The organism is Brucella sp. IR073 (assembly GCF_049065735.1).
Taxonomy (GTDB): domain Bacteria; phylum Pseudomonadota; class Alphaproteobacteria; order Rhizobiales; family Rhizobiaceae; genus Paramesorhizobium.
In genome coordinates this window covers 345,033-357,532 of the sequence record NZ_JBAKHD010000003.1, presented here as the reverse complement: position 1 = coordinate 357,532, position 12,500 = coordinate 345,033, and the positions used below count along the sequence as shown (strand labels likewise).

Genomic DNA, 12,500 nt, shown 5'->3' with positions numbered 1-12,500 from the left:
GGTTAGGTGTAAAACGGATCGGGGAACAAGGGAACCGCCCAGAAGGGCAGGAAATAACGTCCCGAACCGAAAAGGGTGGCTTTATCGATGGAATATTTTCTGCAGCAGCTGATCAACGGGCTGACGCTCGGTTCGATCTATGGCCTGATCGCGATCGGCTATACGATGGTGTATGGCATCATCGGCATGATCAATTTCGCGCATGGCGATGTCTTCATGCTCGGCGCCTTCATGGCGCTGATCGTCTTCCTAATCTTGACGACGTTTATCGGCGGCGTGCCGGTGGTGCTGGCGCTCTTCCTGATGATGCTGGTGGCGATGTGCCTTACCAGCCTCTGGAGCTGGACGATCGAGCGCGTGGCCTACCGGCCCTTGCGCGGATCGTTCCGCCTCGCGCCGCTGATCACGGCCATCGGCGTTTCCATCGCGCTTTCCAATTTCGTGCAGGTCACGCAGGGCCCGCGCAACAAGCCGATCCCGCAGATGATCAACCAGAACTACACGATCTGGGGCACGGGCATCAGCGTTTCGCTCAAGCAGATCGTGATCGTCGTGATCACCGCATTGCTGCTGGCGGCGTTCTGGTATCTCGTCAACCGCACCTCGCTCGGGCGGGCGCAGCGCGCCTGCGAGCAGGACCGCAAGATGGCGGCGCTGCTGGGCATCAATGTCGACCGCACCATCTCGCTCACCTTCGTCATGGGCGCGGCGCTCGCCGCCGTCGCCGGCACGCTGTATCTGATGTATTACGGCGTGATCTCCTTCTCGGACGGGTTCATTCCGGGCGTCAAGGCGTTCACCGCGGCGGTGCTGGGCGGTATCGGCTCGCTGCCCGGCGCGGTCATCGGCGGCTTGCTCATCGGCCTCATCGAATCCCTCTGGTCGGCCTACTTCTCGACCGACTACAAGGATGTGGCGGCATTCTCCATCCTCGCCATCGTGCTCATCTTCATGCCATCCGGCATTCTTGGCCGTCCTGAAGTGGAAAAGGTGTGATCATGGCCGAACGCTCCAACACCCGCACGGAATCCGTGTTCGGCCAAGCCATCAAGGAGGCCGTTATCGCCGGCCTCCTCGCCTTCGGCCTGTTCGTGCTGATCATCGGCTTCCGCGTCGATACGAATATCAGCAACGAGCTCATCCTGACCGAGCGTCCCTGGCTGCTTGCCACGATGGTGGCCATCGCCGCCGTGGGCCGCTTCCTCTTCACGGCGTTTCTTGCGCCCTGGCTGGCGGCGCGCAAGGCGCAAAAGGCAAGCATCGCGACCGACGCGCATGCGGAGCCCTCCTTCTTCCGCCGTCATTTCTCGCAGATCGCCGTGGCGTTTCTCATCGTCTACCCCATCCTCATCGTCTCGACGGTGGGCATGCAGGGCTCGCTGAAATGGGTGGATAATTTCGGCATCCAGATTCTCATCTATGTGATGCTCGCCTGGGGTCTCAATATCGTCGTCGGCCTCGCTGGCCTGCTGGACCTCGGCTATGTCGCCTTTTATGCGGTGGGCGCCTATTCCTATGCGCTGCTGTCGAGCTATTACGGCCTGTCCTTCTGGGTGCTGCTGCCGGTGGCGGGCATTCTCGCGGCGACCTGGGGCGTCATTCTCGGCTTTCCGGTGCTGCGCCTGCGCGGCGATTATCTCGCCATCGTGACGCTTGCTTTCGGTGAGATCATCCGCCTTGTCCTTATCAACTGGACCGAGGTGACCAAGGGCACGTTCGGCATTTCCGGCATCGCCAAGGCGACGCTGTTCGGCATTCCCTTCACAGCCGGCAAGGATGGCTTCGCGGCGACGTTCGGCTTGCCGATGTCGGCGGCCTATTACAAAATCTTCCTTTATTATGTCATCCTGTTCCTGGCGCTGCTCACCGCTTGGGTGACGATCCGCCTCCGGCGCATGCCCATCGGCCGTGCGTGGGAAGCCTTGCGCGAGGATGAGATTGCTTGCCGCTCGCTCGGCATCAACACGACGACGACCAAGCTCACGGCGTTCGCCACGGGCGCGATGTTCGGCGGCTTCGCCGGTTCGTTCTTCGCCGCGCGTCAGGGTTTCGTTTCCCCGGAATCCTTCGTGTTCCTCGAGTCCGCTGTTATCCTCGCCATCGTGGTTCTCGGCGGCATGGGTTCGCTGATCGGCATCGCCATCGCGGCGGTTGTCATGATCGGCGGCACGGAAATTTTGCGCGAGATGGGCTTCCTGAAGCTTGTCTTCGGGCCGAGTTTCACGCCTGAGCTCTATCGCATGCTGATCTTCGGCCTTGCCATGGTGGTGGTCATGGTGTGGAAGCCGCGCGGCTTCGTCGGGCACCGCGAACCCAGCGCCTTCCTGCACAAGCGCAAGATGGTCTCCGGCTCCTTCACCAAGGAAGGGCACGGCTGATGGCGGCGACAGAATCCATGACCGGGCAAACTCAAATGGACCCAATTCTCAAGGTGGAACATCTGTCGATGAAGTTCGGCGGGCTGGTAGCCATCAACGATCTAAGCCTCGAGGCGAAACGCGGCGATATCACCGCCGTCATCGGCCCCAATGGCGCGGGCAAGACCACCGTTTTCAACTGCATCACCGGCTTCTACAAGCCGACCGGCGGCATGCTGACGATGACGCGGAAGAACGGCGAGAAATTCCTTCTCGAACGGCTGCCCGGCCATCTCATCACCGACAAGGCGAAGGTGGCGCGCACCTTCCAGAATATCCGCCTGTTCTCTGGCCTGACGGTGCTGGAAAACCTGCTGGTGGCGCAGCATAACCCGCTGATGAAGTCATCGGGCTATACGATCCTCGGGCTTCTCGGCCTCCCGGCCTATAAGCGGGCGGTGGCGGAGGCCACGGACAAGGCGCGCTACTGGCTGGAAAGGATCAATCTGATCGACCGGGCCGACGATCCGGCGGGCGACCTGCCCTATGGCGACCAGCGTCGGCTGGAAATCGCCCGCGCCATGTGCACGGACCCGGAACTGCTCTGCCTCGACGAGCCTGCGGCGGGCCTCAATCCGCGCGAGTCGGCGGAGCTGAACAAGCTGCTTCTCGATATCCGCCGCGAGACGGGCACTTCGGTGCTGCTCATCGAGCACGATATGTCGGTGGTGATGGAAATCTCCGACCATGTGATCGTGCTCGAATATGGCACGAAGATCTCCGATGGAAAGCCGGAAGAGGTCCGCAACGATCCGAGGGTCATCGCCGCCTATCTCGGTGTCGAGGATGAGGAAATCGCGGAGGTGATCGAGGGGGCGGAGGCTGCCGACGCTGCCAATCCTGTGGATGCCGCGGTGGCGCAGCTGGCTGAGGAAGCCGTCGAGGCCAAGCCTGCCGAGGGGAGCAAATAATGGCGACCGACAATACGCTTCTCAAGGTCGAGAATGTCGAGACCTATTACGGCAATATCCGCGCGCTCAAGGGCGTGGACATCACGGTCGACCAAGGCGAGATCGTCGCGCTGATCGGGGCCAACGGCGCCGGCAAATCGACGCTGATGATGACGATCTGCGGCAGCCCGCAGGCGCGCAGCGGCAGGGTCATTTTCGCCGGGCAGGATATCACCCGGATGCCGCCGCATGAGATCGCCCGGTTGCGCATTGCCCAGTCGCCGGAAGGGCGGCGCATTTTCCCGCGCATGAGCGTCATGGAAAATCTGCAGATGGGCGCGAGCCTCGACAATCTCAAATATTTCGATGAAGATTCGCGGATGATCTTCGAATTGTTCCCGCGATTGAAGGAGCGCATCCACCAGCGGGGCGGCACGCTTTCGGGCGGCGAGCAGCAGATGCTGGCGATTGCCCGCGCGCTGATGGCGCGGCCGAAGCTGCTGCTGCTGGACGAGCCTTCGCTTGGCCTTGCGCCGCTGATCGTCAAGCAGATCTTCGAGGCGATCAAGGAGTTGAACCGCACAAAGGGGCTGACCGTCTTCCTCGTGGAGCAGAATGCATTCGGCGCGCTGAAGCTCGCAACCAGGGGCTATGTCATGGTCAACGGCTCCATCACCATGAGCGGCTCGGGCAAGGACCTTCTCGCCAATCCGGAAGTGCGCGCCGCCTATCTCGAAGGCGGAAGGCATTAGGAGGGATGGATATGCAAGGCATTCTCTATGAAGAACCGTCATTCTGGCTCTTCCTGTTCGTCACCGTTATTCTGGGCGGCTGGGCGGCATGGATGACGGGACGGGCTTGCGCCCAGACCTGGCGCAGCTATCCGGCGTTCCTTCTCTATATGATCCCGCTCGGCTTTGCCGTGCGCTTCATCCATCACGCGCTGTTCGACGGGACCATGCTGTCGCTGCACTATTATATTGTCGACACCATCGTTCTCCTGATCATCGGCACGATCGGATACCGTTATACCCGCACCAATCAGATGGTGCGCCAATATAGCTGGCTTTACGAAAAGGCCTCGCCCCTGTCCTGGCGGGAAAAGAGGACCTGAACCGCATTTAACGAATCGCGCTGTTAGAGTGGAATCAGCGTGACAAGGGCCGGGAAATCGGCAAATCTGTGAGCCAAGCGATGCGTGGGGCGTCGCATGGGGTGTCAAAAGAATGGGAGTCATTCGCATGAAGAAATCACTGTTTTCCGGCGTGGCGCTGGCGGCCATGGTGGCGTTCAGCGGCAGCGCCTTCGCCGACGTGCTGTTCGGCATCGGCGCGCCGATCACCGGCCCGAACGCCGTCTATGGCGCGCAGATCCAGAAGGGCGCCGAGGCGGCCATCAAGGAGATCAACGACGCTGGCGGCATCAATGGCGAGAAGATCGCCATCACCATCGGCGATGATGTTTCCGATCCCAAGCAGGGCATCTCGGTTGCCAACAAATTCGCTGCAGAGGGCGTGAAGTTCGTCATCGGCCACTTCAATTCGGGCGTCTCCATCCCGGCCTCGGAAGTCTATGCCGAAAACGGCATTCTCGAAATGTCTCCCGCCGCCACCAACCCCGTCTATACCGACCGCGACCTGTGGAACACCTTCCGCACCTGCGGCCGCGACGACCAGCAGGGCACCATTGCCGGCAAATATATCGCCGACCATTTCAAGGATGCGAAGATCGCCGTCATCCATGACAAGACCCCCTATGGCCAGGGCCTTGCCGACGAAACCAAGAAGGCGCTCAATGGCGCCGGGATCAAGGAAGCGGTCTATGAAGGCGTGAATGTCGGCGAGAAGGATTTCTCGGCCCTCATTGCCAAGCTGAAGCAGGCGGGCGTGACCGTTCTCTACTGGGGCGGCCTCCACACCGAAGCCGGCCTGATCATGCGCCAGCTCGCCGATCAGGGTCTGAAAGTGCAGTTCATCTCCGGTGACGGCATCGTCTCCAACGAGCTGGCCTCGATCGCCGGTGACGCGGTTGCCGGAACGCTCAACACCTTCGGTCCCGATCCCCGCACCAACCCGGCCAATGCCGAGCTGGTGAAGAAGTTCCGCGACGCCGGTTTCGAGCCGGAAGCCTACACGCTCTACTCCTATGCCGGCGTGCAGGCGATTGCCGAGGCTGCCAAGGCCGCCAAGTCGAACGACCCGCAGGAAGTGGCGAAGGCGCTGAAGAGCGGCACCTTCAAGACCGTTCTGGGCGATATCTCCTTCGACGCCAAGGGCGACCCGAAGCTCCCGGGCTATGTCATGTACAAGTGGCAGAAGGGCGCGGACGGGAAGTATACCTACGTGCAGCAGTAAGTTGCTACCTGAGGATTAATGAGATGCCCGGCCATTGCGCCGGGCATTTTGTTATACGGGCGGGCGCCCTCCTTCCCCCTTGCGGGGAAGGTGCCCGCGTTAGCGGGCGGATGGGGGTGGTGACGTTTGCGCTTTTGCTGGAGGCAGTGGCGAAACGTCACCACCCCCACCCGACCCTTCGGGCCACCCTCCCCACAGGGGGGAGGGAGGGCGCGGAGCACCGCCCAGCGGGCGTTTTACGAAAAAGAGCTCGCCCCCTCACACTCCGTTTGCGCTGCAGCATTTTACGTGTAAGCATGAAGCCGGCTTTAGCGGGGACCGGTTTCGCCCGAAACCGATAACAATAAAACATGTCCGGAGTCGGTCTCGCCTGCCAAGCCTATAGTCATGCTTGCAGTTTGGGAGACCTGCCTTGCCGATCAAGAAGATCCTCGTCGCCAACCGGTCCGAAATCGCCATCCGCGTCTTTCGCGCGGCCAATGAGCTGGGGCTGAAAACGGTCGCCATCTGGGCGGAGGAGGACAAGCTCGCGCTGCACCGCTTCAAGGCGGATGAAAGCTATCAGGTCGGGCGAGGGCCGCATTTGCCGCGCGATCTCGGGCCGATCGAAAGCTATTTGTCGATTGACGAAGTGATCCGGGTGGCTAAGCTTTCCGGCGCGGATGCCATCCATCCGGGCTACGGTCTGTTGTCGGAAAGCCCCGAGTTTGCGGAGGCTTGCGCCGAAAATGGCGTCGTCTTCATCGGGCCTAGCCCCGAGACGATGCGGCGGCTGGGCAACAAGGTGGCGGCGCGCAATCTCGCCATCGAGATCGGCGTTCCCGTCGTGCCCGCGACTGAGCCGCTGCCTGACGATATGGATGCGGTCAAGGCAATGGCCGAGAAGATTGGCTATCCTGTGATGCTCAAGGCCTCCTGGGGCGGCGGGGGCAGGGGGATGCGTGTCATCCGCTCCGCCGACGATCTCGCCAAGGAGGTGACCGAGGCCAAGCGCGAGGCGAAGGCAGCCTTCGGCAAGGACGAGGTCTATCTCGAAAAGCTGGTGGAACGCGCCCGCCATGTCGAGGTGCAGATTCTCGGCGATACGCACGGGAATGCCGTGCATCTCTTCGAGCGCGATTGCTCGATCCAGCGGCGCAACCAGAAGGTCGTGGAGCGCGCGCCTGCACCCTATCTCAGCGACGAACAGCGAAAGGAGCTTGCCGGCTACGCGCTTAAGATCGCCCAGGCGACGGACTATATCGGCGCGGGGACGGTCGAATTCCTGATGGATGCCGATACCGGCAAATTCTATTTCATCGAGGTCAATCCGCGCATTCAGGTCGAGCATACCGTCACCGAGCAGGTGACGGGTATCGACATCGTCAAGGCGCAAATCCGCATTCTGGAAGGCGCGGCCATCGGATCGCCGGAATCGGGCGTGCCCGATCAGGCGAACATCCGCTTGAACGGCCATGCCCTCCAATGCCGCATCACCACGGAAGACCCGGAGCAAAATTTCATCCCGGATTATGGCCGCATCACCGCCTATCGCGGCGCGACCGGCTTCGGTATCAGGCTCGATGGCGGCACGGCCTATTCGGGCGCGGTGATAACGCGTTTCTACGATCCGCTGCTGGAGAAGGTCACCGCATGGGCGCCGACGCCGGATGAGACCATCGACCGGATGCACCGGGCGCTGCGCGAGTTCCGCATTCGCGGCGTGGCAACCAACCTTACTTTCCTCGAAGCGATCATCACCCATCCGCAGTTCCGCGCGAATGAATATACGACGAAGTTCATCGACAACACGCCCGAACTCTTCGAGCAGGTGAAGCGGCAGGACCGCGCCACTAAGCTTTTGACCTATCTCGCCGATGTCACCGTCAACGGCCATCCCGAGACCAAGGGCCGCGCCCGGCCGCCGGCGGACGCCGCCTGGCCGAAGGTGCCGCATGTGCCCGATGGCAAGCTGCGAGAGGGCACGAAGCAGCGGCTCGATGCGCTGGGGCCGAAGCGCTTCGCCGAATGGATGCGCAATGAGAAGCGGGTGCTCATCACCGACACGACGATGCGCGACGGGCACCAGTCGCTGCTCGCCACGCGCATGCGCACCTATGACATCGCGCGTATCGCCGGAACCTATGCCCGTGCGCTGCCCGATCTCTTTTCGCTCGAATGCTGGGGCGGGGCGACCTTCGACGTGGCCATGCGCTTCCTCACCGAAGACCCGTGGGAGCGGCTGGCGCTCATCCGCGAGGGTGCGCCGAATATCCTGCTACAGATGCTGCTGCGCGGGGCGAACGGCGTCGGCTACAAGAGCTATCCCGACAATGTGGTGAAGTATTTCGTGCGGGAGGCGGCGCGCGGCGGCATCGACCTGTTCCGCGTGTTCGACAGCCTGAACTGGGTCGAGAATATGCGCGTCTCGATGGATGCGATCCTCGAAGAGGACAAGCTCTGCGAGGCGGCGATCTGTTATACCGGCGATATCCTCAACGCCGCCCGGCCGAAATATGATCTGAAATATTATGTCGGGCTTGCTCAGGAAGTAGAGAAGGCGGGCGCGCATATCATCGCCATTAAGGATATGGCCGGGCTGTTGAAACCGGCGGCGGCGAAGACGCTTTTTAAGGCATTGCGCGAGGCGACCGATCTGCCGATCCATTTCCATACCCATGACACATCGGGCATTTCCGCCGCGACGGTGCTGGCGGCGGTGGAGGCGGGCGTCGATGCGGTCGATGCGGCGATGGACGCGCTTTCCGGCAACACGTCGCAGCCCTGCCTCGGCTCCATTGTCGAGGCGCTGCGCGACACGGACCGCGATCCCGGCCTCGACCCCGAATGGATCCGCAAGATTTCCTTTTATTGGGAGGCGGTGCGCAACCAATACGCCGCCTTCGAAAGCGATCTGAAGGGGCCGGCCTCGGAGGTTTATCTCCATGAAATGCCGGGCGGCCAGTTCACCAATTTGAAGGAGCAGGCGCGGTCGCTGGGGCTGGAAACCCGCTGGCACGAGGTGGCGCAGGCCTATGCCGACGTCAACCGCATGTTCGGCGATATCGTCAAGGTCACGCCGTCCTCCAAGGTAGTGGGCGACATGGCGCTGATGATGGTGAGCCAGGATCTGACCGTTGCCGATGTGGAGAACCCGGAAAAGGACATCGCTTTTCCGGATTCGGTCGTTTCGATGATGCGCGGCGATCTGGGACAGCCGCCCTCGGGCTGGCCGGAGGCTTTGCAGAAGAAGGTGCTGAAGGGCGAGAAGCCGTTTACGGTGCGGCCCGGCTCGCTGCTTGCGCCGGCCGATCTGGACAAGGAGCGCAAGGAGATCGAGGAAAAGCTCGGGCGCAAGGTCAGCGACCGCGAGTTCGCCTCTTATCTCATGTATCCCAAGGTGTTCACCGATTACGCGACGGCTCAGGAAACCTATGGCCCGACGAGCGTGCTGCCGACGCCGGTCTATTTCTACGGGCTGGCGCCTGAGGAGGAGGTGTTCGTCGATCTCGAACGCGGCAAGACGCTGGTCATCCGCAACCAGGCGATGGGCGAAACGGATGAAAAGGGCATGGTCACCGTGTTCTTCGAACTCAACGGCCAGCCGCGCCGCGTGAAGGTGCCGAACCGGGCCAAGGGCGCGGCGGGCAATGGCGTCAGACGCAAGGCCGAACCCGGCAATGAAGCCCAGATCGGCGCGCCGATGCCGGGGATCGTCTCGACCGTGGCTGTGGCGGCGGGCCAGACGGTGAAGGCCGGCGACGTGCTCGTCTCCATCGAGGCTATGAAGATGGAAACGGCCATTCATGCCGAGAAGGACGGCGTGATCGCCGAGGTGCTGGTGCGCACGGGCGACCAGATCGACGCGAAGGATTTGCTGGTGGTGTTTGGGTGAGGCGGCTCGCGCCCTCCTTCCCCCTTGCGGGGAAGGTGTCTGCGGAGCAGACGGATGGGGGTAGCGACGCTTGCACCACGTTCGTCAAAAAAAGCACAGTCGTCACCACCCCCATCCGCCCGCTAACGCGGGCACCTTCCCCGCAAGGGGGAAGGAGAGTGCGAACCGATCCGCGCCGCGCGGGGCGCTTCATGCTCCCGTCAATTAAAGCATTTTGTTTTCAGACGGAAGCAACGAAGCTTGATCTTCGTCGTTGGTGGTAACTGTACCGTAGAGGAATGGATCCCAGTGACAAGCACTGGGATGACGAGGTGGAGAGGTATTTGCCCAACTGGCAACCGTCGTGGCATGCGGAACGGTCGGAGATTATCGAGAACAGCCACCCCATCCGTCATCCCAGTGCTTGTCACTGGGATCCATTCCTCTCCCTATCCATAACAACAACGGCAAAAATGCCGTGCAGGCGATTCCTTCAAACGTAATCTTTTAGACTAGGCTCTTGACTGACGCGCAGCCTCCAACGACGCCAACACTTCTTCCGCCGTCACTCCCCTTGATGGGTCCGCCTTCATCTCGTCATAAGCCGCAACGCCTTCCGTCCGCAGCCAGTGTTCAAACGCCGGGTCGCCCTCGTGAGGGCTTTCCTGTTCCTGCAAGGCGTACAATCCGTCGAGGATAACCTCGCTCTCGCTGGCATATTCGCCCGAGGATACCTTGTCCTTCACCATTTGCGCCATGTCGTCCGGCAGGGTGATTTTCAACTGCTGTGTGCTGCGCATGGGGCCTCTCATCTGAAACAGCCTGTCAGGATTGAACCCTATCACAGATGGCGGTGATCGGGAATTATTTCGATGGGCCCTTGCCAGCCACGCCCAATGCCGCTATGCGTCATGCATGTTCATGCATGTTCATGCATGTTCATGCATGATTAAGGGCTGGCATGAGCGGATCGGATTTTCTGTTACAGGAGCGGCAGGCGCGGATCGCGGAGAAACTGGCGGCGTCGGGGAAGGTGCTGGCGGGTGAGCTGGCGACGGAGTTTTCCGTTTCGGAAGACACGATCCGGCGGGACTTGCGCGAGATGGCGGCGGCGGGGCTTTGCCGGCGGGTTTATGGCGGGGCGCTCGCCATTCCGCCCACAGCACCTTTCACCGAGCGGGCGGCGGAACAGCCGGAGCGTAAGCGCGCGCTGGCGCAAGCGGCTATGCAGTTCATTGAGCCGGGGATGCTGGTCTTCCTCGACGCATCCTCGGCCAATCTCGCCATTGCGCGGGAAATTTTGGGTGTGCCCGGCGTTACGGTGGTGACCAATGCGCCGCCCATCGCCTCGGTGCTGATGGAAAGCGTCGATGTCATCCTCATCGGCGGCGCCATCGACCGGCGCGTCGGCGGGGCGCTGGGGAGCCGGGCGCTGGCTGATGCGGAACGGCTGCGGCCCGATCTCTGCCTTCTTGGCGCTTGCGGGGTCGATGCAGAAGCGGGGATCACCGCGTTCCATCTGGAGGATGCCGAATTCAAGCGGACCATCGCCCGGCGCAGCCGCTCGGTGATGACCACTGCGACGAACGAGAAGCTGGGCACCGCCGCGCCGCATGATGTGATCGATTTGAGCGAATGCGGGCGGCTCATTGTCGAAGCGGATGCGGACGGCGCCATCATCGAAACAATTGCGGCGCTGGGCGTCGATATCATCAAGGCCGGCAAGGCTTGAGTTGGGAGAGAAACATGGAAATGCGCGTGGAAACCGCCCCGGGCGAGGCGGCGCGGTCGGGCTATCTGCCGAAGGAGAGGCTGGCCATATGGCTGCTCTTCCTGATGAACGGCTTCATGATGGGAAACTGGGCGCCGAAAATTCCTGAGTTCGCTGAGCGGCTCGCGCTTAGCAAGACTGAGCTCGGGCTGATGATTTTCGCCTTCGGCCTCGGCTCGCTCGCCATGATGCCCGTCGCGGGCATGCAGATCGCGCGGTTCGGGAGCGCTATGGTTTCCAAGGTGACGGCGGTGCTGCTGCTTCCGTCGTTGCTGGCGCTCACATTCACGCAAAGCGTATGGGCCGCCGCCATTGCGATCCTTCTCTTCGGCGGGTTCGTCGGGGCGATGGACGTGGCGATGAACGCCAATGCCGTGGCGGTGGAGCGCAAGATGCGCCGCGCCATCATGTCGTCCTGTCACGCCTTCTGGAGCCTTGGCGGTCTTCTCGGCGCGGGGCTCGGCGGGTTCCTCATCGAGCATTCCGGCACCGCAATCCATGCCATGGTGGCGACGGTCATTGCGGCCATCGTGCTTGCCATCGCGTGGCCCATCGTGCTCATGGATCGTCCGGCGAAGGAAGAGAGCGGCCCGGCGCGCGCGAGGCTACCGCTAAAGCCTCTGCCTTGGCTGGTGGGCGCGATGGCGTTGTTCTGCATGGTTCCGGAGGGCGCGGTGCTCGACTGGAGCGCGCTTTACCTGACGCAGGATCTGGGTGCGACGGCGGCCGTCTCTGGCCTCGGCTTCGCGGCCTTCTCGCTGACCATGGCGATCATGCGCTTTGCGGGCGATCTGGTGCGCGACCGGTTCGGCGCGGTGAAGACGCTGCGGGTATGCACGCTCATCGCCATGGCGGGAATGCTGTTTGCGGCGTTTGCCTCCGATCCCACCATGGTTATCATCGGCTTCGCGCTTTGCGGCATCGGCATTTCCAACATGGTGCCCATCGTCTTCTCCATCGCCGGCAATCTGCCGGGCATGGCGCCGGGTGTCGGTATTTCCATCGCCACCACGCTCGGCTATTCGGGCATCCTGTTCGCGCCGTCCACCATCGGCTTCATCGCTGAGCATACCGGGTTTTCGGCGGTGTTCGCCGCGCTGCCGCTGTTGCAGGCGGTGGTGCTGGTGTTCTCACGCCTCGCGCGCTATGCGGATGCGGGCGAGCATCATGAGGTGGTGGCGCAGGACGCTCAAAGAGTATAGAACGGCGTTCAGA

At 62.0% G+C, this 12,500-nt stretch carries 9 protein-coding genes and 1 pseudogene; 9 read left to right on the top strand and 1 reads right to left on the bottom strand.

Annotated features, from left to right (window positions below; translation table 11 throughout):
- Positions 1 to 87: 87 nt before the first annotated feature.
- From ACOWVG_RS08475 to pyc, 7 genes and pseudogenes are all read left to right on the top strand, one after another.
- The gene (locus ACOWVG_RS08475) at positions 88 to 996 is read left to right on the top strand and encodes a branched-chain amino acid ABC transporter permease (protein ID WP_420961412.1); all 909 of its coding nucleotides are present in this window, start codon (positions 88 to 90) and stop codon (positions 994 to 996) included.
- 2 nt (positions 997 to 998) lie between these two features.
- Positions 999 to 2,378, top strand: a complete 1,380-nt coding sequence (gene livM / locus ACOWVG_RS08470; protein WP_420961410.1) for a high-affinity branched-chain amino acid ABC transporter permease LivM — start codon at positions 999 to 1,001, stop codon at positions 2,376 to 2,378.
- A pseudogene (locus tag ACOWVG_RS08465) lies at positions 2,378 to 3,316 on the top strand (ABC transporter ATP-binding protein); the annotation flags it as partial. The gene livM and the pseudogene ACOWVG_RS08465, both read left to right, overlap by 1 nt.
- A gap of 11 nt (positions 3,317 to 3,327) precedes the next feature.
- On the top strand, positions 3,328 to 4,059 hold the full coding sequence (locus tag ACOWVG_RS08460) for an ABC transporter ATP-binding protein (protein ID WP_420961409.1): 732 nt from the start codon (positions 3,328 to 3,330) through the stop codon (positions 4,057 to 4,059).
- An 11-nt stretch (positions 4,060 to 4,070) separates the two neighbouring features.
- On the top strand, positions 4,071 to 4,421 hold the full coding sequence (locus ACOWVG_RS08455; RefSeq protein WP_420961406.1) for a DUF6867 family protein: 351 nt from the start codon (positions 4,071 to 4,073) through the stop codon (positions 4,419 to 4,421).
- Between the two features lie 127 nt (positions 4,422 to 4,548).
- Positions 4,549 to 5,661: a branched-chain amino acid ABC transporter substrate-binding protein gene (locus ACOWVG_RS08450; protein ID WP_420961404.1), complete on the top strand. Its 1,113-nt coding sequence runs from the start codon at positions 4,549 to 4,551 to the stop codon at positions 5,659 to 5,661.
- 412 nt (positions 5,662 to 6,073) lie between these two features.
- Positions 6,074 to 9,535, top strand: coding sequence for a pyruvate carboxylase (pyc, locus tag ACOWVG_RS08445; protein WP_420961402.1), 3,462 nt, complete (start codon positions 6,074 to 6,076; stop codon positions 9,533 to 9,535).
- 491 nt (positions 9,536 to 10,026) lie between these two features.
- Here the strand turns inward: pyc and ACOWVG_RS08440 are convergent, their stop codons facing one another.
- Positions 10,027 to 10,314 carry a ribbon-helix-helix domain-containing protein gene (locus tag ACOWVG_RS08440; RefSeq protein WP_420961400.1) on the bottom strand — a complete coding sequence of 96 codons (288 nt, stop codon included), beginning with the start codon at positions 10,312 to 10,314 and terminating at the stop codon, positions 10,027 to 10,029.
- 161 nt (positions 10,315 to 10,475) lie between these two features.
- Between ACOWVG_RS08440 and ACOWVG_RS08435 the strand changes: the two genes are divergently transcribed.
- Positions 10,476 to 11,246, top strand: a complete 771-nt coding sequence (locus ACOWVG_RS08435; protein ID WP_420961398.1) for a DeoR/GlpR family DNA-binding transcription regulator — start codon at positions 10,476 to 10,478, stop codon at positions 11,244 to 11,246.
- Between the two features lie 14 nt (positions 11,247 to 11,260).
- The gene (locus ACOWVG_RS08430) at positions 11,261 to 12,487 is read left to right on the top strand and encodes an MFS transporter (protein ID WP_420961397.1); all 1,227 of its coding nucleotides are present in this window, start codon (positions 11,261 to 11,263) and stop codon (positions 12,485 to 12,487) included.
- Positions 12,488 to 12,500 lie beyond the last annotated feature (13 nt).

Coding starts and splice junctions, on each gene's coding strand:
- ACOWVG_RS08440 (WP_420961400.1), bottom strand. CDS start 10,314: ATGCGCAGCACACAGCAGTTGAAAATCACCCTGCCGGACGACATGGCG.
- livM (WP_420961410.1), top strand. CDS start 999: ATGGCCGAACGCTCCAACACCCGCACGGAATCCGTGTTCGGCCAAGCC.
- ACOWVG_RS08460 (WP_420961409.1), top strand. CDS start 3,328: ATGGCGACCGACAATACGCTTCTCAAGGTCGAGAATGTCGAGACCTAT.
- ACOWVG_RS08450 (WP_420961404.1), top strand. CDS start 4,549: ATGAAGAAATCACTGTTTTCCGGCGTGGCGCTGGCGGCCATGGTGGCG.
- ACOWVG_RS08475 (WP_420961412.1), top strand. CDS start 88: ATGGAATATTTTCTGCAGCAGCTGATCAACGGGCTGACGCTCGGTTCG.
- ACOWVG_RS08430 (WP_420961397.1), top strand. CDS start 11,261: ATGGAAATGCGCGTGGAAACCGCCCCGGGCGAGGCGGCGCGGTCGGGC.
- ACOWVG_RS08435 (WP_420961398.1), top strand. CDS start 10,476: ATGAGCGGATCGGATTTTCTGTTACAGGAGCGGCAGGCGCGGATCGCG.
- ACOWVG_RS08455 (WP_420961406.1), top strand. CDS start 4,071: ATGCAAGGCATTCTCTATGAAGAACCGTCATTCTGGCTCTTCCTGTTC.